The organism is Pseudomonas sp. MF09150, assembly GCF_059862355.1.
On the sequence record NZ_JCBCUS010000012.1, the window covers coordinates 81,725 to 108,048 of the forward strand.

At 64.2% G+C, this 26,324-nt stretch carries 23 protein-coding genes; 16 read left to right on the plus strand and 7 right to left on the minus strand.

The window, feature by feature from the left end:
- The first annotated feature begins 24 nt into the window (after positions 1-24).
- The 12 genes from nrdR (at position 25) to AC19YX_RS30850 (ending at position 8,708) form a co-directional block, all read left to right on the plus strand.
- Positions 25-489: a transcriptional regulator NrdR gene (nrdR, locus tag AC19YX_RS30795; protein WP_013694316.1), complete on the plus strand. Its 465-nt coding sequence runs from the start codon at positions 25-27 to the stop codon at positions 487-489.
- The gene (gene ribD, locus AC19YX_RS30800) at positions 486-1,619 is read left to right on the plus strand and encodes a bifunctional diaminohydroxyphosphoribosylaminopyrimidine deaminase/5-amino-6-(5-phosphoribosylamino)uracil reductase RibD (RefSeq protein WP_500607738.1); all 1,134 of its coding nucleotides are present in this window, start codon (positions 486-488) and stop codon (positions 1,617-1,619) included. Before nrdR ends, ribD begins: the two co-directional genes overlap by 4 nt.
- A gap of 46 nt (positions 1,620-1,665) precedes the next feature.
- Entirely contained in the window at positions 1,666-2,340 is a 675-nt protein-coding gene (locus AC19YX_RS30805; protein WP_020295213.1) for a riboflavin synthase, read from the plus strand.
- 16 nt (positions 2,341-2,356) lie between these two features.
- Positions 2,357-3,448, plus strand: a complete 1,092-nt coding sequence (gene ribBA / locus AC19YX_RS30810; protein WP_020295214.1) for a bifunctional 3,4-dihydroxy-2-butanone-4-phosphate synthase/GTP cyclohydrolase II — start codon at positions 2,357-2,359, stop codon at positions 3,446-3,448.
- A 91-nt stretch (positions 3,449-3,539) separates the two neighbouring features.
- Entirely contained in the window at positions 3,540-4,016 is a 477-nt protein-coding gene (gene ribH / locus AC19YX_RS30815) for a 6,7-dimethyl-8-ribityllumazine synthase (protein WP_028944446.1), read from the plus strand.
- Positions 4,013-4,513, plus strand: coding sequence for a transcription antitermination factor NusB (gene nusB, locus AC19YX_RS30820; protein ID WP_020295216.1), 501 nt, complete (start codon positions 4,013-4,015; stop codon positions 4,511-4,513). Before ribH ends, nusB begins: the two co-directional genes overlap by 4 nt.
- Positions 4,514-4,531: 18 nt before the next feature.
- Positions 4,532-5,497, plus strand: a complete 966-nt coding sequence (gene thiL, locus AC19YX_RS30825; protein WP_078471601.1) for a thiamine-phosphate kinase — start codon at positions 4,532-4,534, stop codon at positions 5,495-5,497.
- Complete coding sequence (locus tag AC19YX_RS30830; protein ID WP_078471602.1) at positions 5,494-5,997, plus strand: phosphatidylglycerophosphatase A family protein; 504 nt, start codon at positions 5,494-5,496, stop codon at positions 5,995-5,997. Before thiL ends, AC19YX_RS30830 begins: the two co-directional genes overlap by 4 nt.
- A gap of 11 nt (positions 5,998-6,008) precedes the next feature.
- The gene (locus AC19YX_RS30835) at positions 6,009-6,764 is read left to right on the plus strand and encodes a substrate-binding periplasmic protein (RefSeq protein WP_078471603.1); all 756 of its coding nucleotides are present in this window, start codon (positions 6,009-6,011) and stop codon (positions 6,762-6,764) included.
- Positions 6,765-6,877: 113 nt separating this feature from the next.
- On the plus strand, positions 6,878-7,495 hold the full coding sequence (gene ribA, locus AC19YX_RS30840) for a GTP cyclohydrolase II (RefSeq protein ID WP_020295220.1): 618 nt from the start codon (positions 6,878-6,880) through the stop codon (positions 7,493-7,495).
- Positions 7,492-7,911 carry an MFS transporter gene (locus AC19YX_RS30845; RefSeq protein WP_201128211.1) on the plus strand — a complete coding sequence of 140 codons (420 nt, stop codon included), beginning with the start codon at positions 7,492-7,494 and terminating at the stop codon, positions 7,909-7,911. Before ribA ends, AC19YX_RS30845 begins: the two co-directional genes overlap by 4 nt.
- Complete coding sequence (locus AC19YX_RS30850; RefSeq protein WP_500607739.1) at positions 7,911-8,708, plus strand: cobalamin-binding protein; 798 nt, start codon at positions 7,911-7,913, stop codon at positions 8,706-8,708. The genes AC19YX_RS30845 and AC19YX_RS30850 overlap by 1 nt, the downstream gene beginning before the upstream one ends.
- A 171-nt stretch (positions 8,709-8,879) precedes the next feature.
- On the opposite strand, the gene AC19YX_RS30855 is transcribed toward AC19YX_RS30850, so the two are convergent.
- From AC19YX_RS30855 to AC19YX_RS30885, 7 genes are all read right to left on the minus strand, one after another.
- A complete protein-coding gene (locus AC19YX_RS30855; protein WP_500607740.1) occupies positions 8,880-10,736 on the minus strand; it encodes a TonB-dependent receptor plug domain-containing protein in 1,857 nt (618 codons plus the stop codon).
- Between the two features lie 103 nt (positions 10,737-10,839).
- Positions 10,840-12,738: a 1-deoxy-D-xylulose-5-phosphate synthase gene (gene dxs, locus AC19YX_RS30860; RefSeq protein WP_078471607.1), complete on the minus strand. Its 1,899-nt coding sequence runs from the start codon at positions 12,736-12,738 to the stop codon at positions 10,840-10,842.
- Positions 12,739-12,850: 112 nt separating this feature from the next.
- The gene (gene ispA, locus AC19YX_RS30865; RefSeq protein ID WP_500607741.1) at positions 12,851-13,738 is read right to left on the minus strand and encodes a (2E,6E)-farnesyl diphosphate synthase; all 888 of its coding nucleotides are present in this window, start codon (positions 13,736-13,738) and stop codon (positions 12,851-12,853) included.
- On the minus strand, positions 13,735-13,977 hold the full coding sequence (locus AC19YX_RS30870) for an exodeoxyribonuclease VII small subunit (RefSeq protein WP_011063724.1): 243 nt from the start codon (positions 13,975-13,977) through the stop codon (positions 13,735-13,737). Before AC19YX_RS30870 ends, ispA begins: the two co-directional genes overlap by 4 nt.
- 155 nt (positions 13,978-14,132) lie before the next feature.
- Positions 14,133-16,604 (minus strand): TonB-dependent siderophore receptor, encoded by a 2,472-nt coding sequence (locus tag AC19YX_RS30875; RefSeq protein WP_500607742.1) that lies wholly within the window; start codon positions 16,602-16,604, stop codon positions 14,133-14,135.
- Between the two features lie 102 nt (positions 16,605-16,706).
- Positions 16,707-17,672: a FecR domain-containing protein gene (locus AC19YX_RS30880; RefSeq protein WP_500607743.1), complete on the minus strand. Its 966-nt coding sequence runs from the start codon at positions 17,670-17,672 to the stop codon at positions 16,707-16,709.
- A gap of 3 nt (positions 17,673-17,675) precedes the next feature.
- Positions 17,676-18,200, minus strand: coding sequence for a sigma-70 family RNA polymerase sigma factor (locus AC19YX_RS30885; protein ID WP_078471609.1), 525 nt, complete (start codon positions 18,198-18,200; stop codon positions 17,676-17,678).
- 351 nt (positions 18,201-18,551) lie between these two features.
- Here AC19YX_RS30885 and AC19YX_RS30890 point away from each other — a divergent pair, with 351 nt between their 5' ends.
- Genes AC19YX_RS30890 through AC19YX_RS30905 form a run of 4 tightly spaced genes read left to right on the plus strand, consistent with a single transcriptional unit; the run spans position 18,552 to position 26,323 of the window.
- A complete protein-coding gene (locus AC19YX_RS30890; protein WP_201128202.1) occupies positions 18,552-19,343 on the plus strand; it encodes a YfaP family protein in 792 nt (263 codons plus the stop codon).
- Between the two features lie 37 nt (positions 19,344-19,380).
- A complete protein-coding gene (locus tag AC19YX_RS30895) occupies positions 19,381-21,102 on the plus strand; it encodes a DUF2138 domain-containing protein (protein WP_500607744.1) in 1,722 nt (573 codons plus the stop codon).
- The gene (locus tag AC19YX_RS30900) at positions 21,087-21,752 is read left to right on the plus strand and encodes a DUF1175 domain-containing protein (protein WP_078471612.1); all 666 of its coding nucleotides are present in this window, start codon (positions 21,087-21,089) and stop codon (positions 21,750-21,752) included. Before AC19YX_RS30895 ends, AC19YX_RS30900 begins: the two co-directional genes overlap by 16 nt.
- Positions 21,749-26,323 (plus strand): alpha-2-macroglobulin family protein, encoded by a 4,575-nt coding sequence (locus AC19YX_RS30905; RefSeq protein WP_500607745.1) that lies wholly within the window; start codon positions 21,749-21,751, stop codon positions 26,321-26,323. Before AC19YX_RS30900 ends, AC19YX_RS30905 begins: the two co-directional genes overlap by 4 nt.
- Position 26,324 lies beyond the last annotated feature (1 nt).

Sequence of the window (26,324 nt, forward strand, 5' to 3'; positions counted from 1 at the left end):
TCCCATTTTTTGTTGCCTGCCACCATGCACTGTCCCTTCTGCGGTGCCAACGACACCAAGGTCATCGACTCGCGACTGGTCGCCGAAGGCGAGCAGGTCCGCCGCCGGCGTGAATGCCTGGCCTGTGGTGAGCGTTTCACCACCTTCGAAACCGCCGAACTGGTGTTGCCGCGCCTGATCAAGACCGATGGCAGCCGCCAGCCGTTCGACGAAGAAAAACTGCGCGCCGGAATGCAGCGCGCCCTGGAAAAACGCCCGGTCAGTGTCGAACGCCTCGAAGCCGCGCTGGTGCACATCAAGCACAAGCTGCGGGCCACGGGCGAGCGCGAGGTCAAGTCGCTGGTGGTGGGTGAACTGGTGATGGCCGAGTTGCAGAAGCTCGATGAAGTCGCCTATATCCGTTTCGCTTCGGTCTACCGACGCTTCCAGGACCTCAACGAGTTCCGCGAAGAAATCGACCGCCTGGCCCGCGAGCCGGTCAAGGAATGAACACCTCCTCCGAGCAGGCCGTACTCGACGCCCATTACATGGCGCGCGCCCTGGAACTGGCCCGCAAAGGCCACTACAGCACCCACCCCAACCCCCGTGTCGGTTGCGTCATCGTGCGTGACGGGCAGATCGTCGGTGAAGGCTGGCACGAGCGGGCCGGCGAGCCCCATGCCGAAGTGCATGCCTTGCGCGCCGCCGGCGTCAACGCCCGGGGGGGCACGGCCTACGTCACCCTCGAACCCTGCAGCCATTACGGCCGTACCCCGCCGTGCGCCGATGCCCTGGTCGGTGCCGGCGTGGCGCGGGTGGTCGCGGCGATGCAGGACCCCAACCCGGAAGTGGCCGGGCGCGGCATGCAGCGCCTGGCCCAGGCCGGCATCGCCATTGCCAGCGGCGTGCTGGAAGGCGAGGCGCGGGCCCTCAACCAGGGCTTTCTGAAACGCATGGAACAGGGTTTGCCGTTTGTGCGGGTCAAGCTGGCCATGAGCCTGGACGGGCGTACCGCCATGGCCAGTGGCGAGAGCCAGTGGATCACCGGCCCGGCGGCGCGTTCCGCGGTCCAGCGTTTGCGGGCCCAGGCCAGCGTGGTCCTGACCGGCGCCGACACCGTGCTGGCCGACGGCGCGCGGCTGACCGTGCGCGCCGCCGAACTGGGGCTGGACCCGGAGCAGACGGCCCTGGCCATGAGCCGCCCACCGCTGCGGGTATTGATCGATGGCCGCCTGCGGGTGCCGCTGGATGCGCCGTTCTTCAAGGCCGGCCCGGCGCTGGTCGCCACCTGTGTCGCCGTGGAAGAACAGTACGCCAACGGTCCGGAATGCCTGATCGTGCCCGGCGTCGACGGCCAGGTCGACCTGCACCAGTTGCTGCGCCAGCTGGCCGCCCGCGGCGTCAACGAGGTGCTGGTGGAAGCCGGCCCGAGCCTGGCCGGCGCCTTTGCCCAGCAGGGCCTGGTGGATGAGTACCAGATCTTCGTCGCCGGCAAGTTTCTCGGCTCCACGGCCCGGCCGCTGCTCGACTGGCCCCTGGCGCAGATGAGCGAGGCGCCTTTGCTGCAGATCATTGACATGCGCGCTGTCGGCGATGACTGGCGAGTCACTGCCATTCCTCGGCCGGCGACGAGCGTATAATCGCCGGCTTTCGCCGAGCGGCGGACCCGTTCTCGAGGAGGACTCCATGTTTACAGGCATCATCGAATCCATCGGCAGCATCCGTGCATTGACCCCAAAAGGCGGAGATGTGCGGGTCTACGTAGAAACCGGCAAGCTTGACCTGGCCGACGTCAAACTGGGCGACAGCATCGCGGTGAACGGCGTCTGCCTGACCGCCGTGGAATTGCCCGGCAATGGGTTCCTGGCCGATGTCAGTCGCGAAACCCTCGACTGCACCGCCATGAACGACCTCAAGACCGGCAGCCCGGTCAACCTGGAAAAAGCCCTGACTCCGACCACCCGTCTCGGCGGACACTTGGTCAGCGGCCACGTCGACGGTGTCGGCGAAGTGGTTGCCCGCACTGAAAACGCCCGGGCCGTGGAGTTTCGCATCCGCGCTCCCAAGGAATTGGCCAAGTACATCGCGCACAAGGGCTCGATCACCGTCGACGGCACCAGCCTGACCGTGAACGCCGTGGACGGCGCCGAGTTCCTGCTGACGATCATCCCCCACACCCTGAGCGAGACCATCATGGCTTCGTACCAGCCTGGGCGTCGGGTGAACCTGGAAGTCGACCTGCTGGCCCGTTACCTGGAGCGTCTGCTGCTGGGCGACAAGGCCGCGGAGTCGAGCCTTGCTCAAGGCCAGGGCAACATTACCGAAAGCTTTCTGGCCGCCAACGGCTACCTCAAATCCTGACCCAAGGGGGTGCCGCGTGGCGCTCAACAGCATCGAAGAACTGGTTGAAGACATCCGCCAAGGCAAGATGGTCATCCTCATGGATGACGAAGACCGCGAGAACGAAGGCGACCTGATCATGGCTGCCGAGTGCTGCAAGGCCGAACACATCAACTTCATGGCCAAGCACGCCCGTGGCCTGATCTGCATGCCCATGAGCCGCGAGCGCTGCGAACTGCTCAAGCTGCCGTTGATGGCGCCGCGCAACGGCTCCGGGTTCGGCACCAAGTTCACCGTTTCCATCGAGGCCACCGAAGGCGTGACCACCGGCATCTCCGCCGCCGACCGCGCGCGTACCGTGCAGGCCGCTGCCGCCAAGGATGCCAAGGCTGAAGACATCGTCAGCCCCGGCCACATCTTCCCGCTGATGGCCCAGCCGGGCGGCACCCTGGCTCGCGCCGGCCACACCGAAGCCGCCTGCGACTTGGCGCGCATGGCCGGTTTCGAGCCAAGCGGGGTGATCTGCGAAGTGATGAATGACGACGGCACCATGTCCCGTCGCACCGAACTGGAAGCCTTCGCCGCCGAGCACAACATCAAGATCGGCACCATCGCCGACCTGATTCACTACCGGATGATCCACGAACGTACCGTTCAGCGGATTGCCGAGCAGCCGCTGGACAGCGAACTGGGCCAGTTCAACCTGGTGACCTATCGTGATTCAGTGGAAGGCGACGTGCACATGGCACTGACCCTGGGCGAGATCTGCGCCGAACAACCGACCCTGGTCCGGGTGCACAACATGGACCCGCTGCGCGACCTGCTGATGGTCAAGCAGCCCGGCCGCTGGAGCCTGCGCGCGGCCATGGCCACGGTGGCCGAGGCCGGCAGCGGCGTCGTGCTGCTGCTGGGTCACCCGCTGGATGGCGACGTGCTGCTGGCGCACATCCGCGAAACCGCCGAGCACATTCCGGCGAAAAAACCGACCACCTACAGCATCGTTGGTGCCGGTTCGCAGATCCTGCGGGACCTGGGCGTACGCAAAATGCGCCTGATGAGTGCACCCATGAAGTTTAATGCGATATCCGGTTTCGACCTGGAAGTTGTAGAATACGTGCCCTCCGAATAAAGGCTGGTCGTTTCCGGCTTGAAATTCGCGGTTCAAATATCACTGAAGGGCGCGCACCGAGCGCGCTCTGGCTCTTTAAGAGATTTGTCGAATGACCCTGAAGACCATCGAAGGTACCTTCATCGCCCCTAAAGGCCGCTACGCCCTGGTGGTCGGCCGCTTCAACAGCTTCGTCGTTGAAAGCCTGGTCAGCGGTGCCGTTGACGCCCTGGTTCGCCACGGTGTGAGCGAAAGCGACATCACCATCATCCGCGCACCTGGCGCCTTCGAGATTCCGCTGGTTGCGCAGAAAGTCGCGCAGCAAAGCGAATACGCGGCAATCATCGCCCTGGGCGCGGTCATTCGTGGCGGCACCCCGCACTTCGAATACGTGGCTGGCGAATGCACCAAGGGCCTGGCCCAGGTGTCCATGGAATTCGGCGTACCGGTTGCGTTCGGCGTGCTGACCGTTGACTCCATCGAACAAGCCATCGAGCGTTCCGGCACCAAGGCCGGCAACAAAGGTGCTGAAGCTGCCCTGTCCGCCCTGGAAATGGTCAGCCTGCTGGCGCAGTTGGAGGCCAAGTGATTAGCGACGAAAGCGATCGTTTCAACCCGCGCGATCCCAAGCCTGCGGACGCTGGCAAGCCATCCAAGAGCGCCAAGCGCCGCGAAGCCCGTCAGCTCGCGACTCAGGCGCTGTACCAATGGCACATGGCCAAGCACTCGCTGAACGAGATCGAAGCGCAGTTTCGGGTCGACAACGATTTCACCGACATCGACGGTGCCTACTTCCGCGAGATCCTTCACGGAGTTCCAGCCCACAAGGGTGAGATCGACAGCGCTCTCGTGCCTTGCCTGGACATCACCATCGACGAGTTGGACCCGGTCGAGCTGGCGGTCCTGCGCCTCTCCACCTGGGAACTGCTCAAGCGCGTCGACGTGCCATACCGCGTTGTGATCAACGAAGGTATCGAGCTGGCCAAGGTTTTCGGTTCTACCGACGGCCACAAGTTCGTCAACGGCGTACTCGACAAACTGGCCCCACGCTTGCGTGAAGCTGAAGTGAAGGCGTTCAAGCGCTGATTCGCGCTTGCAGCTGCCATGGGCGAGTTTGAGCTGATCCGTAACTTCTTCGCTGCCGCGCCTTGTGCGCAGGGCGGCGAGGGCGTTGCACTGGGGATCGGCGACGACTGCGCCTTGCTGGCCGTGCCGTTTGGCGAGCAGTTGGCAGTGTCCACCGATACCCTGGTGGCCGGCGTGCATTTTGCCGACCCCTGTGATCCCTTTCTGCTCGGCCAGCGTTCGCTGGCGGTGGCAGTCAGCGACCTGGCAGCCATGGGCGCCAGTCCCCTCGCATTTACCCTTGCCCTGACACTGCCGACGGTCGAAGCCGATTGGCTGCAACGCTATGCCCGTGGCTTGAATGCCATGGCGCAGAGCTGTGGGGTGCAGTTGGTGGGCGGCGACACCACCCGTGGTCCGCTGGCACTGACCCTGACCGTCTTCGGCCGCGTGCCGGTCGGCCAGGCCCTGACCCGCAGCGGCGCGCAACCCGGCGATCTGTTGTGCGTCGGCGGCGAGTTGGGGAATGCCGCCGGGGCCTTGCCCCTGGTGCTGGGCCAGCGCAGCGCCGAACCGGCCATCGCCGAGCCACTGCTGGCTCACTACTGGTCGCCGCAACCGCAGTTGGCCCTGGGCCAGGCATTGCGGGGCAAGGCCAGCGCGGCGTTGGATATTTCCGATGGGCTGTTGGCCGATTGCGGGCACATCGCCCTGGCTTCAGCTGTCGGCTTGCTGATCGAAAGTGAAAAGCTGCCGATGTCCCGGGCATTGCTGGGCTTTCTCGGTGAGAATGCCGCCCGGGTTGCCGCCCTCAGTGGCGGTGACGATTATGTGCTGGCGTTCACTCTGCCCCCTGCCGAGCTGCCGCCGTTGCTGGCGGACGGCTGGCCGGTGCACGTGGTCGGCCGGGTCGTGGCCGGGCAGGGCGTGACCCTGCTGGATGCCGCCGGCCAAGACATCACCCCGGGCGTCCGGGGTTATCAACATTTTCGGGAGACACCGTGACAGATCATCCCAAGCAGGTTCCGGCCGAGTTCGTGCCGCCATCGGTATGGCGCAATCCTTGGCACTTCCTGGCTTTCGGCTTTGGTTCGGGAACCTTGCCCAAGGCTCCCGGCACCTGGGGCTCGCTGGTTGCGCTACCGTTTATCCCGTTGTGGCAGATGCTGCCGGACTGGGGCTACTGGCTGATGCTCGGCATCACCATGCTGTTCGGCTTCTGGCTGTGTGGCAAAGTGGCCGACGATCTGCGGGTACACGACCACGAAGGCATCGTCTGGGACGAAATGGTCGGCATGTGGATCACCCTGTGGCTGGTACCCGAAGGCTGGTACTGGCTGCTGGCGGGGTTCCTGATGTTCCGCTTCTTTGACATCCTCAAGCCCTGGCCGATTCGCTGGATCGACCGGCATGTGCACGGCGGCGTCGGCATCATGCTCGATGACGTGTTGGCTGGGGTCTTCGCCTGGCTGGCGATGCAAGGACTGGTGTGGTGCTTCACTTGAGGGATTAAGGCATGGCTTCTAGCCGCTGGCTGGTGGTTTTACTCTGTCTCTGGACCTGCGGGGTTCGGGCCGTGGAGCCGTCGCCGGTTCTCACCGAGATCCATCTGGCCAGCGAAGAGTGGAACGATTACACCGAAGCCGATGGCCGGGGCATGGCCTGGGATATCCTGCGGGAGGTGTTCCAGGCCGAAGGGGTCAAGCTCGAGATCCACAGCGTGCCGTACATGCGCTCGGTGGGGCTGGTGCAGCGGGCCGAGGTGGACGCCCAGGTCGGCTCCTACAAAGGCGAGGCGCCGGGGGTGATCTACCCCCGCTGGCATTACGACACCGATCACATCTATGCCTTGGGGCTGGCCGCCAATCCGGAACCGACCCTGGCGACCCTGGGCAGCTATCGGCTGGTCTGGGTCCGTGGCTACAAGTACCAGGAGTACTTGCCGAATGTGCAGCGTTTCAACGAGATTCGCCGCCGTATCGGCATCCTGCCCATGCTCAGCTACAGCCGCGCCGACTACTACATCGATGCCCTGACCGAGGTCGATTATGTCCTCAGCCAGGCCAAGGACCCGTCGTTGTTCAAACGTTCGCACCTGGCCGAACTGCCTTTGTACCTGGGGTTCGCCAACAGCGAGCGGGGCCGTGCCTTGAGTGAGATGTTCGATCGGCGCATGGAAGAATTGGTCAAGAACGGCCGCCTGCGCGCGATTTTCGAGCGCTGGAAGCAACCGTATCCGTTCGACGCGAACCTCGATGCGATTGCCCGCTGATCAAACTTCTTGATCTTTATCACCGATAATTCAGCCTAAGCGTCTGCCGAAAGCTGCTGTTACAATGCCGCCTCTGCGAATCTCCAGTCCCCATCCAGATCAGGAGCACAACGGTGCCCGTCGTTTTTGTCGCCGCTTCCAAGCTGCCAACCCCGTTTGCGCAATTCACCATGCACGGTTTTCTCGATGAAGCCACCGGTCGCGAGCACGTCGTGCTCAGCCTGGGCGACATTGCCGATGGCGCCCCGGTCCTCGGACGCCTGCACTCCGAATGCCTGACCGGTGATGCCCTGTTCAGCCAGCGCTGTGACTGCGGCTCGCAATTGGAAGCCGCGTTGCAGGCGATCGCTCGCGAAGGCCGTGGCGTCCTGTTGTACCTGCGTCAGGAAGGCCGTGGCATTGGCTTGCTGAACAAGATCCGCGCCTACGAGCTGCAAGACGGCGGCGCCGACACCGTTGAAGCCAACGAGCGGCTGGGTTTTGCCGCTGATCAGCGTGACTACGCCATTTGCCTGCCGATGCTCGAGCACCTGGGGGTCAAGTCTCTGCGCCTGATGACCAACAACCCACGCAAGGTCAAGGCCTTGACCGAGATGGGCATCCAGGTGGCCGAGCGCGTGCCGCTGCACACCGGGCATAACCCGCACAACAAACTGTACCTGGCGACCAAGGCCAGCAAGCTCGACCACATGATGGGCAACGAGCACCAGAGCGAGGCGGATCCGGCGTGACCCGGGGCCAAGTTCGGCGGCGCCTGGCGGTCAGTTGGTGGCAATACCTGGCCCTGGCCCTGTTGCCGTTGTTTGTGATCAACGCGGTGTTTGGCCAGAGCGAGGCGATTTTGCCGGTGCTGGCGATGCCGTTCTTTATCGCCGGCGTGGCCTCGATGTTTGTCAGCCTGCGCTTCTTCAATGGCTACAAGCACGCCTTGATCGCCACCCAGAAAGCCCTCGATACCCCTGAAGAACCGGCTGCCTGGCTCACCCTGGCAGCCCGCCGCCGCGTGGCCTTCCTGGTGGCGGCGTTGCCGGCCTGGATCGGTGCCCTGGCGGTCTTTGTCGGCCTGGAGGCCGTGCCGCTGATGCTGCTGGCCCTGTCCACGGCAGTGCTGTTCTACCTCTACCGTATTCCTCGCCAGCTCGGCTGATGCGCTGCTGGCTGGCTGTCCTGTGGCTGCTGGCCAGCGGCTCGACGCTGGCGGTGGAGCGGGTCGTCAGCCTGGCGCCATCGCTCTCGGAAATTGTCGTCGAGCTGGGCGCCGCCGATTTGCTGGTGGGGGTGCTGGATGCCGGCGAGCGGCCACCGGCGTTGCAGCACCTGCCGTCGGTGGGCCGTTATGGCCAGCTCGACATGGAGCGCCTGCTCAGCCTCAAGCCGGACTTGCTGCTGCTCTGGCCCGGCAGTGTCGGCCCGGCGCAGCGCGACCAGCTGGCGCGCCTAGGCATTCCCACGTATGTTGCCGAACCCCATGATTTCCAACAGATGATTGCGCAGATCGCCGATATCGGCGAGCGCCTCGGCCGCCCCCAGGCCGGGCGCGAGCGGGCGGCGCAGTTGAGTGCGCAACTGACCGGGATGCGTCGGCGTTATCACCGGGAGCAGCCGCTGCCGGTGTTCTATCAGGTCTGGGACCAGCCGCTGTACACCGTGGGCGGCCAGCAGATCATCAGCGACGCCTTGAGCGTGTGCGGGGCGCGCAATGTGTTTGCCGACCTGCCGCTGCCGGCACCGCAAGTCAGCATCGAATCGGTGTTGCAGCGCAATCCGCAGGCGATCCTGGCCACCACGCAGAGCCAGCTAGACAGCTGGAAGGCCTGGCCGCAGATCGCCGCCGTGGCCCAGGGCCGTCTGTTGTTGGTGCTGGACAAGGGCCTGGAGCGGCCAAGTGGGCAGATGCTGGCGGCGACCGGCAGGCTATGCGAGCTGATCGCTCCGGAACGTTGAGGGCTTTTTGTTGTGGCGAGGGAGTTTGCTGCCGCCGGGCCGGGCTGGCGTTCCGGCGCGAAGCGGCCCCAAACCTGGCACTGTGATGTGTCCGGCTTGGGAGTGCTGCGCACTCCAGCGGGAGCAAGCTCCCTCGCCACGTCTGCCGTGCAGGAGGCCGCTTGAGCCGTTCTAGAGTTCGGGCGTCCAGGTCACGCCAAACATCCAGGTCCGGCCTTCTTCGCGGTAGCCGTATTGGCTGCCTGAATAGCTGTAGAGCGAGCGGCTGTAGGTCTTGTCCAGCAGGTTGTCGAGTTTCAGGTCGAGCTTGATCTCGCGGCTCAGGGCCCAACTGCTGCGCAGGCCGAGCAGGCCGTAGCCTGGGATCGGATCGTTGTTCGCCATGTCGTTGTAACTGCCACTGACGGCTTGCCAGCTGGCGCCGAGCCCCAGGCGGTCGAATTGTCGATCCAGGTCCAGGCTCAAGGTGCGCCGGGCGCGGCGGTTCAGGGTGTGGCCGCTGTCACGGTCCCGAGGATCGATCACCGCCAGCCCGAGGTTGCCCTGCCAGCCGAACAGCTCCTGCTTGAAGGCGGCCTCGAACCCGTTGATCCGCGCGGCGCCGATATTCTGCGGGCGATATTGGCTGTCAGGGGTGATCGCGTCCCGGATATCGGTGCGGTACAGCGAGGCTTCCAGGCTGCTGCTGTCGCTCAGTTGGCTGCGCCATTGCAGCTCATAAGTTTTCGAATGTTCGGGCTTGAGCTCGGGGTTGTCGTAGCCCGGGTAATAGAGGTCGCTGAAGTTCGGCGCGCGAAAGCCTTCGCTGTAGGACAGCAGCAGCTCGTTGTCCGGGTTCAGCGGCAGGGTAAAAGTGGCGCTCCAAGTGTTCTGGCTGCCGTACTGCTGATTCTGGTCCCGGCGCAGGCCCAGCTCCGTCGAGAAGCCCTCGCCCTGGAAACGGTGCTGGATAAAGGCCGCGCGGTTCCAGCGGCTGTCCTCGGCGAAGGCGGTGCTGGTGTTGAGATGATCCTCGTACCAGTCCGCGCCTAGGATCAGGCTGTTCTGCTGGTCCAGGCTCAGGTCGTTCTGCCAGTTGAGCGAGTTGCGGTAGGTGTTGAACGTGCTGCGTTCGTCACTCAGCTTGTCGCCTTTGAAATCACGGTTTTCGACATGCCCAAACTCGACTCGCGAGTGCCAGTTTTCAGTGACGTCGCTGTCGAGGTAGCTGCCGATGCTGCTCAGGTTGAAGTCGGTGTAGGGCTGCTGTTGCGGGCCGAAGGGGTTGTCGTACTCGCTTTTGCCGCGGCTATCCAGGAGGTTCAGGCCCACTTCAGTCTCATCGCTCAAGGCGTGGCTGAGGGTCAGGCTCAGGGATTTGTTGCGGTAGGCATCGTGGTCGGCGTCGGCCGGGAACGAGGGGCCGGTCGAGTCGATGCCGGCGGTCTCATCCAGGCTGGCACCGAGGCTGAAGCGCGTTTGCTGGTCGCCGCCGGACAGGCCCAGGCTGCGCTCCCAGCTTTGATTGCTGCCAAACCCCAGGCGCAGGCGCGGTTGCAGCCCAGCCTCGGTGCCGCGCCGGGTAAAAATCTGGATCACCCCGCCAATCGCGTCGCTGCCATAGATCACCGAGCGTGAGCCGCGCAGCACTTCCACCCGTTCGATCTGCTCGACGTTGAGAAATTGCAGGTTGCTGTCGCCGGAGCTGGAGCTGCTGATGCGCTGGCCGTCGACCAGCACCAGGCTCTGCGCGGAATTGGTGCCGCGAATCAGGATATTGGGCAGGCTGGCCCGACCGCCGCCGGGCGCCACCTGGACCCCAGGCACCCGTTGCAGCAAGTCGGTCAGGCTGGTGGGTTGCAGGCGTTCGATGTCATCGCGGGTAAACACCGTATTCGCGGCGCTGCTATCGTTGCGCGCCTGGACCTGACGGTTGGCGCTGATCAGCATGTCCGGCAGTTTCAGGGCCTGGTCACGATCAGGGGTGGCGGCCAGTATGTCGGCGCCGGGCAGTAGCAGCAGGGGCAGGGCGAGGGGCGAGAATTTCATGGCGTTGCGCCGATGGCTCCTTGAACAGAGGGTGGAGCAGTCTGCTCTTGTGGCGAGGGAGCAAGCTCCCCGCCACGAGAGCGGAGCACTCATCAGTGCCGAGTCACAGCCCCATCAACTGCAGGCGCTGGCGCACCGAGGCTTCGATGCCCGCTTGGTCCAGGCCACATTCGGCCAGCATCTGCGCCGGTTTGGCGTGTTCGACATAGGCGTCGGGCAGGCCCAGGTGCAGCATCGACTTGAGGATGTTTTCCCGGGCCAGGAATTCGCTGACCGCACCACCGGCGCCGCCCATAATGGCGTTCTCCTCGATGGTCACCAGCAGCTCGTGGCTGCCGGCGATCTCGCGGACCAGGGCTTCATCCAGGGGTTTGACGAAACGCATGTCGACCACGGTGGCGTCCAGGGTTTCGGCAACTTGCAAGGCTTCGGCCAATTGCACGCCGAACACCAGCAAGGCCACCTTGCTGCCTTGGCGGCGAATCACGCCCTTGCCGATCTCGATCGGTTCCAGGTCTTTGTCGATCGGTGTGTTCGGGCCGTTGCCCCGTGGGTAGCGCACGGCTGCCGGGCCGTTGTACAGGTGGCCGGTGCTGAGCATCTTGCGCAGCTCGTTTTCGTCACTCGGGGTCATCACCAGCATGCCGGGGATGCAGCGCAGGAACGACAGGTCGAAGCTGCCGGCGTGGGTCGGGCCGTCTTCGCCTACCAGGCCGGCACGGTCGATGGCGAACAGTACATCGAGGTTCTGCACCGCCACGTCGTGGATCAACTGGTCATAGCCGCGCTGGAGGAAGGTCGAATAAATCGCCACCACCGGCTTGGCGCCTTCGCAGGCCATGCCCGCTGCCAGGGTCACAGCGTGTTGCTCGGCAATCGCCACGTCGAAGTAGCGCAGCGGGAAACGCTCGCTGAAAGCCACCAGGTCGGAGCCTTCCTTCATCGCCGGGGTAATGCCCACCAGGCGCGGATCGGCGGCCGCCATGTCGCACAGCCATTCGCCGAATACGCCGGAGTATTTCGGGCCGCTGGATTTCTTCGGCGTAGCGGCCGGGGCATCCAGGGGTTCGAGCTTGGTGATGGCGTGGTAGCCGATCGGGTCGACTTCCGCCGGAGCGAAGCCCTTGCCCTTCTTGGTCACCACGTGCAGGAACTGCGGACCCTTGAGGTCGCGCATGTTACGCAGAGTGGCAATCAGGGTCGGCAGGTCATGGCCGTCGATGGGGCCGATGTAGTTCCAGCCCAGTTCTTCAAACAGCGTCCCGGGAACCAGCATGCCCTTGGCATATTCTTCGGTGCGGCGGGCGATTTCCCAGGCCCCGGGCAGGCGCGACAGGACCTTCTTGCTGCCCTCGCGCATGCTGGCGTAGGTGCGGCTGGAGAGGATCTTGGCCAGGTAATTGGACAGTCCGCCGACATTGCGCGAGATCGACATGTCGTTGTCGTTGAGGATCACCAGCATGTTGGCGTCGACTTCCGGCGCGTGGTTCAGCGCCTCGAAAGCCATGCCCGCGGTCAGGGCACCGTCGCCGATTACTGCGATGGCCTTGCGCTCGCTGTTCTGCAGGCGGGCGGCGATGGCCATGCCCAGCGCGGCGCTGATCGAGGTGCTGGAGTGACCGACGCCAAAGGTGTCGTACTCGCTCTCGGAGCGCCGCGGGAAGGCGGCCAGGCCGTCTTTCTGGCGCAGGCTGGCCATGCGCTCGCGACGACCGGTCAGGATCTTGTGTGGATAAGCCTGGTGACCCACGTCCCACACCAGCCGGTCGTCCGGGGTGTCGAACACGTAATGCAGCGCGATGGTCAGTTCGATCACGCCCAGGCCGGCGCCGAAGTGCCCACCGGTCTGGCCGACCGTGTAGAGCAATTCCAGGCGCAACTCATCGGCCAGGGTTTCCAGCTCGGCTTCGCCTAACCGACGAAGGCCCGCCGGCGTGTCGGCACGGTCGAGCAAAGGCGTGGTCGGGCGTTTGCGGGGAATCTCATGAAACGTCGTGGGCATCAGGCGAATCGTTATAGGTATAGAAGAGGCGGCAGTTTACCTGATGCATCGCATGCTGCCCACGCAGAGCGCGGAACTTGGCTGATATGCACTCGGAACTGTCTGAGGTCGATCAGCTGCGCCGTTCGACGATATACCGGGCCAACTCCCGCAGGGGCTCGGCTGCCGCGTCAAAGGGTCGCAGCGCGTGCAGCGCCTGGTCGCGCAGTTCCAGGGCGTACTCCTTGGCCGCCTCCAGACCCAGCAGCGACGGGTAAGTCGGCTTGTCGCGGGCAATATCGGCGCCCTGGCGTTTGCCCAGGGTGGCGGTATCGCTTTCGACGTCGAGGATGTCGTCCTGCACCTGGAACGCCAGGCCGATGGCCTGGGCGTAGTTCTGCAGGGATTTGAGTTCGTCTTTCTCAGCCTTGCCGCTGGCCAGGGCGCCGAGCTTGACGCTGGCCTCGATCAGCGCGCCGGTCTTGTGCCGGTGCATGTATTCCAGGGCTTTCTGGTCCAGCTTGAGGCCGACCGAACCGAGGTCGATCGCCTGACCGCCGACCATGCCCGCCGGGCCTGCCGCCAGGGCCAGGGCGCTGACCATCTGCAAGCGGATCTCGGCGCTCGAATCGCTCAGGCGCGGGTCGAGCAGGGCGCTGAAGGCCAGGCTCTGCAAGCCGTCGCCAGCAAGAATCGCGCAGGCTTCGTCGAAGGCCTTGTGCGTGGTGGGCTGGCCGCGACGCAGGTCGTCGTCGTCCATCGCCGGCAAATCGTCGTGCACCAGGGAATAGGCGTGAATCAGTTCCACCGCGCAGGCCGCGCCGTTGGCTTGTCCAGGCTGGCCGCCCAGGGCTTCACAGGCCGCGTAGGCCAGCAGCGGGCGCACGCGTTTGCCGCCATTCATCACGCTGTAGCACATGGCTTCGTAGAGCCGCGACAACTCCGGGCTCGGTGCGACGAACAGGGTTTGCAGGGCTTCATTGACCCGGGCCTGACTGCTGGCCTGATAGGCGGCAATCATTCGGGTTGTTCCGCATCGAAAGGTTGTTCCGCCAGTTCGCCATCGCGCTCCAGCAGGATCTGGACTTTTTGTTCGGCCTGGGCCAGGGCGGCCTGGCAGTCACGGGTCAGGCCGATGCCTTGTTCAAAGGCGGTCAACGAGTCTTCCAGCGACAGCTCGCCGTTCTCCAGCCGCTCGACCAGCGTTTGCAGGTCAGCGAGGGATTGTTCGAAATCTAGGGCAGCTTTTTTGCGGGCCATGGCGGCTATCTCGGTTGACGTTAAACCGGCGCGACACTAGCAGACAGAGGGGTTTCGGGCAAATCAGAGGAACCCTCGACGAACGCTTGCTGGTCCTTGTTTCACCCGAGCTGCAAAGGTTGGCCTTTGCAGCGACGGTCAGGGTTTTAGCCTGCTCAATAGCTGGTGCGCAGCGTCACCATCATGTTGCGCGGTGTTCCGTAGTAGCTCGAGCCGGTCACCGGCCCGGTCTGCACGTAGTACACCTTGTCCAACAGGTTCTCTATGTTGAGGGCCAGGTTCATGTTGCGGTTCAGATCGTAGCCGAGGCGGGCGCTGAACAGGGCGTAGCCGGGGCTTTCATTCTTGACGCCGGAACCGAGGTTATAGACCCCGCTCTGGATACTGGTGCCGCCGCCGACCTGCCATTTGGAGAATTCCCCCGGCAGTTGGTAATTGGCGAAAAGCTTGAACATGTGCTCCGGCATGCTCGGCAGGAAGGAGCGACCTTCAAGGCTCGGGTCGTCAGGATTGCTGATGTAGCGGCTGCGGTTGTAGGTATAGCCTGCCGACAGTTCGAGGCCGGTGAGCAGCTTACCGGTCAGTTCGGCTTCGAAGCCTTCGGCCTGGACCTTGCCGGAGGCGACATAACAGATGGCGACGATGTCGCTGCACGGTTGCGGGCGGGATTGGTCTTCCTGGGCGCGGCCGCTGTAATTGGTGCGGTAGATGGCCAGGGTGCTGTTGAGCGCGCCATCGTAATGCTCGCCCTTGAGTCCCAGCTCATAGGTTTCGCCGGTTCGCGGCGCCAGGGGCGTTCCGGCGGCGGTCAGGGTGTCGGTCTGCGGCGTGAAAATCTCGGCGTAGCTGCCATAGGCGGACCATTCCGGAGTCAGCTTGTAGACCAGCCCGGCAAAGGGCACGACTTTGGCATTGGTTTCCTGCCCGGTACGCGCGACCCGGCCGTTGAGTTCATTGGTCTGGTTCTGGTCATATTTCCACCAACCGGCCCGGGCGCCGACGATCAGATCCAGCGGGTCGCTCAGGTTCATCCGTAACGAGCCGTAGAGCCCTTGCTGGTCGAGGGTCGACTGAATGCTGCGATAGAGTTTTTGACGGGTATAGGTCGGCGCCTTGAAGTCGAGGATGTCAGGGATATTGTCGAACTGTGGGTAGTACTCGGTCTCGAAACGGCTGGCATCGCGACGGGCATGGTTGATGTTGCCCCCGAGAATGACCTCGTGACGTCTTTGGAACAGGTCGAACTGGCCATTGATGAACAGGTCGCTGTTGTACTGATAGTTGTTTTCCTGGCGCGCCTCGCCCCAGTTGTAGCCGCCACTGCGGGTGATTGGGTCGATCAGGCCGCCGGTCTGGCCATATAGCGAGTCCAGATCCATGCGTGTGTAGTTGGTGGTGACGCTGAGCTTCCAGTCATCGTTGAGCTGATGCTTGGCTTCGATGAAGTACTGCGTCGACTCGACGTTGTTGTAGTCCCCGGGAGAGCTGAGGTTGGCCGAGCGCTTGAAGTCGATCTTGGAACCGTCCTTGTAGCTGGGCATGCCCCAGTCCATGGTCGCGCTGTTGTCCACATTGTTGTAGGTGAAGCCGGTGCTGAGTGTCGTCCGGGGCGACAGATCGAACTCCAGCACGCCGTAGGTGGTAGCCCGTTCGCTTTGACCCCGATCGTAGAAGAAGTGCCGGTTGCCATAGGAGGTGGCCAGGCGCCCACGAACGGTCCGGGCCTCATTCAGGGCGCCCTGGACATCCACTTCCTGACGATAGTTATCCCAGGTGCCGGCCTGGGTCGTTGTGTTGAGCTTGAAATCAGCGCCTGCACGCTTGCGCACCATGTTGATCGCGCCGCCGGGTGATCCCGCCCCCTGGAACAGCCCGGCCGACCCTTTGAGGATTTCTACCCGTTCGTAGGCCACCAGATCGGTCCAGTACAGCGCGCTCATGCTGTTACTGGTGGGAACCGGAATCCCGTTGATCTGGAAATTGTCGATCGGGAAGCCGCGGGAATAGGGCGTGTTATCACCCAGGGTCGCGCCGTAGGTGATGATGCCTGGGCTGGCGTTGTAAACGTCGTCCAGAGTGTTGATGTTCTGGTCCTTCAGCCGTTGGGCGGTGAGCACTGTGATGGTCTGGGGGATTTCCTTGAGGCTGCGTTCGCTTTTCCCCAGGGTTACGGCGCCCGTGGTGTAGGAGCGGGTCGCTTCGGTATTGACCCCCAGCCCACTGAAGCCGCCGATGGTGGTGGCACCCAGCTCCAGCGCACCTTCTACTTGCGGGCGAACTTGCAGTTGGTAACGGTTTTGTCCCGTGGGCACCGCTTCCAGGCCGCTGCTGGCGAGCAACAGTTGCAGTGCCTGGTTCACCTGGTAACGCCCCTTGAGCGCCGGCCCGGTCTTGCCGGCACTCAGGCTGGCATCGCCGGCCAGGTAGATCCCGGCCTGGGATGCCAGCAGGTTCAATTGCGGTGTCAGTGGACCGGCGGGGATATCGAACGCCTGGCCCTGCGTGCGCTCGGCGCTCTGCTCGGGGGCGGCGAAGGACAGCGTGGCGGTTGCGCCCAGGGCCAGGGAGATGGCCAGCGTCAGTGGCCGCGCGCTGAAGCGCAGGGAATAAGGGGTGCGTGGTGACATGTTGTGTTCCTTGCTGATAGGGGCGCAAAGCCGTTGTCACCAGCTAAATCGAATGAGACGGCAAAACCGGAAGCTGCAAATGCGAATAATTCAAAAAAAGTTTCAACGCGGCTCCAGCGTCACCCACCACGGCAGCGTGCGCTGGATGCGGATCGGCAGCGTGCCTTCGAGCATGGCCAGGACCTGCTCGGTGTCATGCAAGGGGTAGGCCCCCATCACCCGCAGGCCGGCAATGCGCGGGTCGACACCCAGGTGGCCGCTGCGGTAGACCGCGAGTTCCTCGATGAACTGCCCGAGGCTGATGTCGTTGGCCAGTAGCAGGCCCTGGCTCCAGGCCTGGCGCTCCTGCTGCACGGGGCTGTCGGGCGCGATGTCACGGCTGTCGAAGGTCAGGCCCAGGCCGCTGTCGACGATCCGCTCGGCGCCGCTGGCCTGGCACTGCACCTGGACGGCGCCCTGGTAGACGTTGAGGCGGGTGCGTTGCGCTTCCTGGCGCACGCTGAAGCGCGTGCCCAGTGGTCGCAGGCTGCCCTGGGCCGTTTCCACCCGCAGTGGGCGCGGGTCGCTGGCGGTGCTGATGAGGATTTCGCCGCGGTACAGGCGCAGGCGGCGCTGGTTGCGGCTGAAGTCCACATCCACTGCCGTGGCGCTGTTGAGCCACAGGCGCGTGCCGTCGGCCAGCAGTTGTTCGCGCACTTCGCCGCCGGCGGTACGGTAGTCGGCTTGCCAGGCCATGAGCTGGGAGCCCAGGTCGGCCTGGCGCCAGCCGATCCAGCCGAGCAGGCTGGCACCGCCGAAGATCGTCAGGTTACGCAGCATCTGCCGCCGTGACTGCTGGCCGTGGCGCAGGCTGTCCAGGGTGCGCCCGGCCCTGTCGGCGTCCTGTTGCAGCGGGTTGAAGCGCTGGCTGACCCGCTCGACAAACACCCAGGCCTGGCGATGGCTTTCCTGTTGCTCGTGCCAATGGCGCCAGGCTTCCCGCAGCGCCGGGTCCTCGGGCTGGCTGGCCAGGCGCGCAAACCAGTCGGCGGCCTGTTGCAGGGTGGCGTGGTCAGGTCGGTTGTCCATCCCTCAGTCCAGCGCCCCGTTGAGTTCCACTTCCAGCAACAGGCACTGGAACATGGCCTGGGACATGTAACTGGTGACCGTGCGTTCGCTGACCCCCAGCCGGGCGGCAATCGCCCGATAGCCCAGGCCGTGCAATTGCGCCAGCAGGAAGGCCTCGGCGACCTTGGCCGGCAAGCGTTCGAGCATGGCCTGCACCTGATGCAGGGCTTCAAGCACCATGGCCCGGTGCTCTTCTGAGGGCGCGCAGGCTTCCGGGCGGCTGGCCAGCACCTCCATCCAGGCGCGTTCGACTTTCTGCCGCCGCCAGTAATCCACGCACACGTGCCGCGACATGGCGCTCAGGTAGGCCCGGGCGTGGCTGTCGCTGGAGAACTCCCTGGGTTTGCTCAGCAAGCGCAGAAATACGTCGTGGGCCAACTCGGCGGCATCGCTGCTGTTGCCGAGCTTTTTATTCAGCCAGGCGCGAATCCAGCCATGGTGCTCCTGATAAAGCCAGCCGACATCGAGCTGAGAAGGGGGCAGGGGCATGGGGCGCGCTCCGTCGGCAGGTGCTGGGCAGGCAAAAGAAGGGAATGGGAATTGTTCTCAATGCTACGCGTTAGCGGTATGGCATGACAACCCATGCGCAAGCGGGCAAATGGCCGAATAAGCGTGAGGTATCGCGACTGCCGGCTGAATCGGTGATATCACCTTGAAATCATTGCTCCCGCTCATTGACGATTACCTCGCAAAAACCCTTTTCCCCAATTGTGTAACAGCCTGTGAGTCGATAATCTGCGGGCCTTTCCGGCGCCCTTTTTAAAGGGCCCTCTCTGACGATTCTTTGCTGCGCCGCGGATCTGGCGCCAGGGTTTTCCCATGCATGGCAGGAAGCACAACATGCGCCGGTTCTGGTCACTGCTGAGCGTCCTGCTCTGGGCGTCATGCGCGTGGTCCGAACCCTCTGCCGAACTCCAGGAACCGCTTGCCGGCTGGCGTTATTCCGGCTTGCTCGACCGCAGCGAAAACCCTCAGGTCGCTTACCCCACGCCCCCCATCGATCGCGGCATCCAGCGCAATCGGACGATGATCGAGGGCCAGATCAAGGCCATGGGGCACCTGCGGCAACCCCATAGCCTGTCGGTCAACGGCAACCCACTGAACCTGTACACCGACGAGCAGGGCCGTTTCGGCCGGCCCTATGCCTTTGGCGCGGGCTCCAACAGCGTCGAGGTGCGCAGCTCCGAGGGCAAATCCCTCAAGCGCGTGCAGTTCTACGAGGCCAACACCAGCAAGACGCCGGCGCGGATCCGCGTGGTGCTGGGGTGGGACGACCCCAAGGCCGAGCTGGACATGCACATCGTCACCCCCGACGGCCAGCATGCGTTCTTCGGCCACCCGGGCCTGACCAATGGCGGAGGCCTCGACCCGGATGGCGTCGACGGCCCCGGCCCGGAAATGTTCACCATGACCGCGCCGCTGCGTGGCACTTATCTGATTTACGTCAACTACTGGGGCAACTTCGGCAGTGGCGGCTATAACTTCGACGCGGGCAGCAATCAGAACGAAGTGATCACCTCGCAGATCAACCTGGTGCTCAACGAAAACACCGTCAACGAGAAACGCGAAACCTTTATCGTGCCCATGCGCGCGATTGGCGACCTGTTGCTGGTCAAGACTTTCAACTACTGAACATCCCGCTCCACGGATGAATTGGGCTTTGCGAATCATGAGCGAAAACACTGCTTCCCCGGCTGCTGGCGTGCCAGGCACGCAACAACTCTCCAGCAAACGGCGCTGGCCGGCCCTGGCGCTTGGCCTGTGCCTGGTGGCCGCCGCAGCCGGTGGCATGGGCTGGTTTTTCCATAAATCCAAAGCCCCGGTGGCGGAACTGGCCGGGGAAAAACTCGGCCTCAGCCGGCCCGATGGCCTGCTCGAAACCCACTCCCTGAGCCAACTGCCCAAGGACTTGCTGGCGGTGCCGTTCCTGCGCGAAACCCTGACCGAGGATTTCGTCTTCTATTACGAGTCCCATGCCGACCGGCTCGGCCTGATCGGCAGCCTGCGGCGGATCGTCTACGAACATGACTTGAAGCTGCAGGACAGCCTGATCGAGGAACTCTTCGACCAGCCGGCGGATGTGGCCCTGTGGCGCACCCCCGATGGCCGGCTCAAGGACTTCCTGCTGGTGATGGACCGTGGTGGCCTGGCCAAACTGCTGGAACCCCTGGCCAAGGTGGCGCTGGATGACACTCAACTGAGCAAGATCGGCGACCTGAAAGTGGCCGGCGACGACGTGGCGCTCTATCAACTGACGTTCAATGCCGGCAGGTCCCTGGTGTTCGCCTCCCATGGCGACAAGCTGGTGGTGCTGTCCAACCCCAGCAAACTCTACGACCCGGGCAGCGGCCCGAGCGACGAGCCGGGGCATGTTTCGACCACATCCCTGGAGGCCCTGCTCAAGGGTGACAAGCTGTTCCCCGAAGCCTTCGGCCTGCAAGCGCGCACGCCCGAGATCAAACAGCGGCTGACGGTCAATGCCAGCGTGCTGGCCATGGGGTACCAGCGGTTCATTCCGAACTTCGCCGGCCTGCGCTTTGATATGGATGAGCAGGGCTGGCACAGCTTCCTGGCCATGGAAGAGCAGGAAAACCAGCCGGACTTCGACTTCAAGCCGATCTGGCAAGCCATGCCCATGGGCGCCAGTGCCTGCGTGGCCTTGCCGCTCGCGGCCGAGCAGCAGCAACCATTGCTGGTGAAGCTGGGCGCCGAGGCCTCGGTGGCCAAGGCCCTGACCGAGCACATGGCCGGTGCGGCCGGGTTGTGCTGGTATGCCGATTCGCGGTTGTACACGCCGCTGCTGGTGGCCAGTCTCAAGGACCAGGACAGTGCCAAGCTCGACGCTGAACTGGGTACGTTGTTCGGCTCGATGGTCGGCGCCAACGAACCCAATGTGCCGGAGCGGATTTTCCCGGTGACCGAGCAGCAGAAGGGCGACAGCCACCAGTGGCAGCGCCAGGTCAGTTCCAACTTCGGGCAGTACTCGGCCCGGGACGCCAAGGACCCCCAGGCCATTTCCGGCAGGGCCTTCCTCCAGGTCAGCCTGGCGCGGCACGGTTCGACCCTGCTGTTCTCCCTTGACGACAAGCTGGTGGACAAGGCCCTGGGCACCCTCGACAAACGCTTCCCGCCCCTGGCTGACATTGTGCCCAAGGACGCGCTGGTGCCGGTCTACCTCGGCCCGGATTCCCTGGCGCAACTGATGCAGCAGGAAACCTTCGACAGCCTGCCGCAAGACATGGAACCGGTGTTCAACAACGCCGCGCAAACCTACCTGGTGCCCAAGCTGCGCAAGCTCGGCAGCTACGGCAAGTACGCCCTGACCCTGCCCGAAGGCAGCGAGCCGGATGGCCATTGGCAATGGCTGCCCCTGCAATGGCGTGCGCTGTGATCGCGTTGCGCAGGAGCCTGGGCGGTTGCTGGCTGGCGCTATGGCTGCTGGGCAATGCGGCCCAGGCGGCCTCGGCACCGGCGCCGGCCCTGGACGCCCAGCAGTCCCAGGTGTTTCGCGCCTGGTTCGTGCGCATTGCCCAGGAACAGCTGACCCAGGGCCCGAGCCCCCGCTGGTATCAGCAGGACTGTGCCGGGCTGGTGCGTTTTGCCGCAAACGAAGCGCTCAAGGTGCATGACGGCAAATGGTTGCGCAGCAATGGCATCTCCAACCGCTACCTGCCGCCCGAGCTGGAATTGAGCGCGGCGCAACGCAGCCTGGCCCAGCAATGGCAGCAGGGCGGCGGCAAGGTCGGCCCTTACGTCAATGCGATCAAGCTGATCCAGTTCAACAGCCATTTGGTTGGCCGCGACCTGGCCCAGGCGCGTCCCGGCGACCTGATGTTTTTCGATCAGGGCGACGACCAGCACCTGATGATCTGGATGGGCCGCAACATCGCCTATCACACCGGCACCACCACCCCCACCGACAACGGCATGCGCTCGGCTAGCGTGCAGCAACTGATGACATGGAAGGACACCCGATGGATACCCGACTCAGCCAACCCCAACTTCATCGGCGTCTATCGACTGAACTTCCTCACCCAATGAGCGAATCGCGTATGCCCCGTTTTCTGTTTCGCCTGAGCCTGTTGCTGGCCCTTTGCGTGCCGGTGTCCCTGGCCAATGCTGAAGACTCGGTGTTGTCCAGCAACTACGCGCCGGTGTCCGGCGAGAGCTTCTTCCTGCTGGCCGACAGCAGCTTTGCCAGCGACGAGCAGGCCATGGTGCGCCTCGAAGCACCGGGCCGCGATTACCGGCGCTACCGCATGGAGCCGTACGGCGGCGCGGACATCCGGGTGTACCGGATCAACCAGCCGCTGGACTTTCTCAAGCGCCAGAAAAACCTGCACCGGGTGGTCAGTGATGGCCAGTTCAAGGGCGAAGGCCTGTCCAACACCACCGCCTACCTGTGGGACAACTGGTACCGCAAGTCACGCCGGGTGATGCAGCGTGCGTTCTCCTACGAGTCGCGCAAGCAGGTGATCGACGAAGTGCCGGAACTGCGCATGGGCAACTCGATGCTGGTGCCGACCAAATTTGATGCGCCGCCGCAATTCGCCTTGATCAAGGGCCTGCCGCTGGTGACTCAGTTCCGCTACCCGCTGTGGGAAGCCAAGCCGATCCAGCCACCGGCCGGGGTCAACCTGGCGGGTTCCTCCAGCGAGTTCGTCAGCGTCGCGCCGGGTAACGTCTATATCCCTTTGGGCAATCTCAAGCCGGGCCTGTACCTGGTGGAAGCGCTGGTGGGCAAGTACCGGGCGACCACCATGGTCTTTGTTTCCAACACCGTGGCCGTGAGCAAGATCGCCGGTGACGAGCTGCTGGTCTGGGCCGCGCGCAAGCATGAAGGCAGCTCGGTGCCCAAGGTCAATGTGCTGTGGACCGACGGCCTGGGCGTGATGAGCAGTGGTGCCACCGATGCCGATGGCCTGCTGCGCCTGAAGCACGTCAGCCCGGAACGCTCCTACGTGATTGGCGAGGACGAAGAGGGCGGGGTGTTTGTCTCGGAAAACTTCTACTACGACAGCGAAATCTACGACACCAAGCTCTATGCCTTTACCGATCGGCCGCTGTACCGGCCGGGGGATTGGGTGTCGCTGAAAATCGTCGGCCGTGAATTCAAGAACGCCCGTGATTCGGTGCAGCCCGGTGCCTCGCCGGTCAATGTCACGGTGCTCGATGCCATGGGCACCGCCCTGCAGTCCCTGAGTTTGAACCTGGACTCCAAGGCCGGCACCCAAGGCCGCTTCCAGCTGCCGGACAATGCCGTGGCCGGCGGTTATGAACTGCGTTTCAGCTACAAGGATCAGGTCTACAGCAGCGCCTTCCGCGTGGCCGAATACATCAAGCCGCACTTTGAAATCTCCCTGGCCCTGGCCAAGCAGGACTTCAAGACCAACGAGCCGATCAAGGGCAGCCTGGTGCTGCTGTACCCGGACGGCAAGCCAGTGGCCAATGCCAAGGTGGAACTGGGCCTGCGCTCCCAGCAGCTGTCGATGGTGGACAACGAATTGCAGTACATGGGCCAGTTCCCGATCGAGCTGACCAGCACCGAACTGACCACTGACGCCAAAGGCACCGCGACCCTCGACCTGCCGGCCGCCACCAAGCCGAGCCGCTACATGCTCACGGTGTTTGCCAGCGATGGTGCGGCGTACCGGGTCAAGACCACCAAGGAAATCCTCATCGAGCGTGGCGCGGCCAGCTTCAGCCTGAGTGCGCCCCAGCGTTTCAGCGCGGTGGGCGAGAAGGTGCAGTTCAGCTACGCCAGCGAAAGCAGCACCGAACAAGGCAAGAACCTCAAGCCCAACCGCTATAGCTGGGTGCGCCTGGAAGACCAGAGCACCGGCGAAGGCAAGCTGGCCGCGGCGGACAAGGGCTTTGCCCTGAGCTTCGAGCGTCCGGGCACCTACAACCTGACCCTGAAAGACGAGCACGATCGCATCCTGGGCGGTACCGGCCATGCGGTTACCGGCGACGGCGTCAAATCGGTGCCGGGCACTGTGGAAATCGTCCTCGACAAGCCGGAGTACAAGGCCGGCGATGAAGCGCTGGCGCTGATCACTTTCCCCGAGCCGGTCAACGACGCACTGCTGTCGCTGGAGCGGGACAAGGTCGAGTCCACCGCGCTGCTGTCCAAGGGCGGCGACTGGCTCAAGGTGGAAAAACTCAGCCCAACCCAGTACCGCGCGCGGGTCCCGGTCAAAGGCAACTTTGCGCCGAACCTGACCTTTTCCGTGCTCTACACCAAGGGTGGCGAATACAGCTTCCAGAACGCCGGGATCAAGGTCATCACGCCGCAGATCGACGTGGCGGTGGCGACGGACAAAGACAGCTACCAGCCCGGCGAAACCGTAACCGTGGACCTCAGCACCCAGTTCGCCGGCAAGCCGATCCCGGCGCACCTGACGGTGAGCGTGGTCGACGAAATGGTCTACGCGCTGCAACCGGAAGTGGCCCCGACCATCGACCAGTTCTTCTACCACCCGCGCCGCAACAACGTGCGCACCAGCGCCAGCCTGTCGTTTATCAGTTATGACGTGGCGTTGCCGGGCACCCCGGCGGCACCGGGCAAGGCCAACCGCAGCGAGCGTGGGGTCAAGGTCCTGGAGCGGCCGCGGCGCGAAGATGTCGACACCGCCGCCTGGCAGCCGGAGCTGCTGACCGATGCCAGCGGCAAGGTCCGTTTCACCTTCCGCATGCCGGATTCCCTGACCCGCTGGCGCATCACCGCGCGCGCCATTGCCGATGACGGCCAGGTCGGGCAGAAGAAGCAGTTCGTGCGTTCCGACAAGGCGCTGTACCTGAAGTGGAGCGGGCCGACCCGTTTCCGCAGCGGTGATCATCCGGAGCTTGGGGTCTTTGCCTTCAGCCAGGCCGAGCAACCGGTCAAGGCCGAACTGGTGATCCATTACGCCGGGGAAACCCAGCGCCTGCCCCTGACCCTGAACAAGGGCATCAACTACGTGGCCCTGCCGGCCATCGCCGTGGGTAATGGCGATTGGACCGCTGAGCTGGTGCAGGGCGGCAAAGCCGTGGACACACTGGCGGTGCGCCTGAGCAGCGACGCTGCCGGCTGGCAAGTGGCGCAGACCCAGAGCCTGGACGTGACCAACGGCGATACGCCGCTGAACCTGCCGGCTGACGCCAGCAACCTGCGCCTGCACCTGGACGACAGCCCGCAAGCCTTGTTCCGCTCGGTGCTGGACGACCTGCTGGGTTACCCCTACGGCGGTGTCGAGCAGACCGCCAGCCAACTGCTGCCCCTGAGCGTGGCGTACCCGGCGTTGTCCGCCAACCCGCAGGTCCGCGATCGCTTGCGCCTGATGCTGCAAAACAGCCGCTTGCGCCTGGTGCAGATGGCCGGTCCCGAAGCCACCTTCACCTGGTGGGGTGGCGACGCCGATGCCGACGCCTTCCTCACCGCCTACGCCTATTACGCCGACTGGCACGCAAGCAAGGTGCTGCAACTGAACCTGCCGCCGGAGCATTGGCAGCGGGTGCTGGAGGTCTACTCCAAAGAGGCCGGCAACACCCCGCTGCTGCAACGGGCGCTGATCCTGTCGTTCGCCCGGCAGATGCAGTTGCCGGTCAACACCCTGGTCAGCGGCCTGATGGATGACCTGGCCAAGGCCGGTGCCGGTTATGCCGACGAAGAGCGCGACGGCGACGACAGCCTGGTGATGAACGATCCGGACTCGGCCCTTGGCCTGGCCAGCGCCCGGGTGCTGGCCGCCGGTCTGGCCCGTGATCTCAAGGTCACCCCGCCGCCGGCTTTCGCCGCGCAGCTTGAAGATGCGCGGCAACGCCTGGAAGTCAGCTCGGCGCCGTTCACCGAAGCCTTGAACCTGTCGCTGCAACCCTTCGATGCCGCTCGCGCCCAGGCCTTGCTGCAACGCCTGCGCTTGCCGCAATCGACCCTGGAGCGCGCTCTGGCCCTGACCTGGCTGCAACGCAGCGTCGAGCAGGCCACCCCGGCAGTGGCGCTGAAACCTGGACCGGGCTGGCAACAGCAGCAGGGCGCCAGCGGTGAAACCTTCTGGCAGTGGCAAGGCCCGCAAGTGCCTGGCGTGCTGTCGCTGACCGGGGCCGAGGAGCGTCCGCTGCGGGCCTCCCTGAGCTACCTGAGCAAGCAGCCGGCTGCCGCCGCGCTGCCGGTGACCATTAGCCGCCGCCTGCTGCGTCTGGTGCCGGGTGAGGAGAGCTTCACCTTCAAGCTGGAAGCGGTGGGCAACAAGCCGATTGCCAGTGATGGCCTGTACCTGGACGAGGTGATCATCGCCAACCAGGGTGGCAAGCCGCTGCCTTACGGCATGCTCGAAGTGCCGCTGCCACCGGGCGCCGATGTCGAGCGCACCACCTGGGGCATCAAGCTGGCGGGGCTGGCCGGTGCCGAGGCGTCGTCCCTGGAGAAGGCTCGTTTCGAACCGGGGCAGATGGCCTATGCCGTGCCGCTGGAAGTGCTGGGCGAAAAAAGCGAAGTGCGCCTGCGGCACCTGATCCGCTTCTCGCAAAAGGGCCAGTTCAATCTGCCGGCGGCGCGTTACTTCCAGGTTTATGCGCCCGAGCATCAGGCGGCGGAGCAGAAGCCGGCGCTGGGTCAGGTCACGGTCAAATAAC

Bases quoted from the DNA above. Each gene is read 5' to 3' on its own strand.
- nrdR (WP_013694316.1), top strand. From the start codon at position 25: ATGCACTGTCCCTTCTGCGGTGCCAACGACACCAAGGTCATCGACTCG.
- ribD (WP_500607738.1), top strand. From the start codon at position 486: ATGAACACCTCCTCCGAGCAGGCCGTACTCGACGCCCATTACATGGCG.
- AC19YX_RS30805 (WP_020295213.1), top strand. From the start codon at position 1,666: ATGTTTACAGGCATCATCGAATCCATCGGCAGCATCCGTGCATTGACC.
- ribH (WP_028944446.1), top strand. From the start codon at position 3,540: ATGACCCTGAAGACCATCGAAGGTACCTTCATCGCCCCTAAAGGCCGC.
- thiL (WP_078471601.1), top strand. From the start codon at position 4,532: ATGGGCGAGTTTGAGCTGATCCGTAACTTCTTCGCTGCCGCGCCTTGT.
- AC19YX_RS30835 (WP_078471603.1), top strand. From the start codon at position 6,009: ATGGCTTCTAGCCGCTGGCTGGTGGTTTTACTCTGTCTCTGGACCTGC.
- AC19YX_RS30850 (WP_500607739.1), top strand. From the start codon at position 7,911: ATGCGCTGCTGGCTGGCTGTCCTGTGGCTGCTGGCCAGCGGCTCGACG.
- AC19YX_RS30855 (WP_500607740.1), bottom strand. From the start codon at position 10,736: ATGAAATTCTCGCCCCTCGCCCTGCCCCTGCTGCTACTGCCCGGCGCC.
- dxs (WP_078471607.1), bottom strand. From the start codon at position 12,738: ATGCCCACGACGTTTCATGAGATTCCCCGCAAACGCCCGACCACGCCT.
- ispA (WP_500607741.1), bottom strand. From the start codon at position 13,738: ATGATTGCCGCCTATCAGGCCAGCAGTCAGGCCCGGGTCAATGAAGCC.
- AC19YX_RS30870 (WP_011063724.1), bottom strand. From the start codon at position 13,977: ATGGCCCGCAAAAAAGCTGCCCTAGATTTCGAACAATCCCTCGCTGAC.
- AC19YX_RS30875 (WP_500607742.1), bottom strand. From the start codon at position 16,604: ATGTCACCACGCACCCCTTATTCCCTGCGCTTCAGCGCGCGGCCACTG.
- AC19YX_RS30880 (WP_500607743.1), bottom strand. From the start codon at position 17,672: ATGGACAACCGACCTGACCACGCCACCCTGCAACAGGCCGCCGACTGG.
- AC19YX_RS30885 (WP_078471609.1), bottom strand. From the start codon at position 18,200: ATGCCCCTGCCCCCTTCTCAGCTCGATGTCGGCTGGCTTTATCAGGAG.
- AC19YX_RS30890 (WP_201128202.1), top strand. From the start codon at position 18,552: ATGCGCCGGTTCTGGTCACTGCTGAGCGTCCTGCTCTGGGCGTCATGC.
- AC19YX_RS30895 (WP_500607744.1), top strand. From the start codon at position 19,381: ATGAGCGAAAACACTGCTTCCCCGGCTGCTGGCGTGCCAGGCACGCAA.
- AC19YX_RS30900 (WP_078471612.1), top strand. From the start codon at position 21,087: ATGGCGTGCGCTGTGATCGCGTTGCGCAGGAGCCTGGGCGGTTGCTGG.
- AC19YX_RS30905 (WP_500607745.1), top strand. From the start codon at position 21,749: ATGAGCGAATCGCGTATGCCCCGTTTTCTGTTTCGCCTGAGCCTGTTG.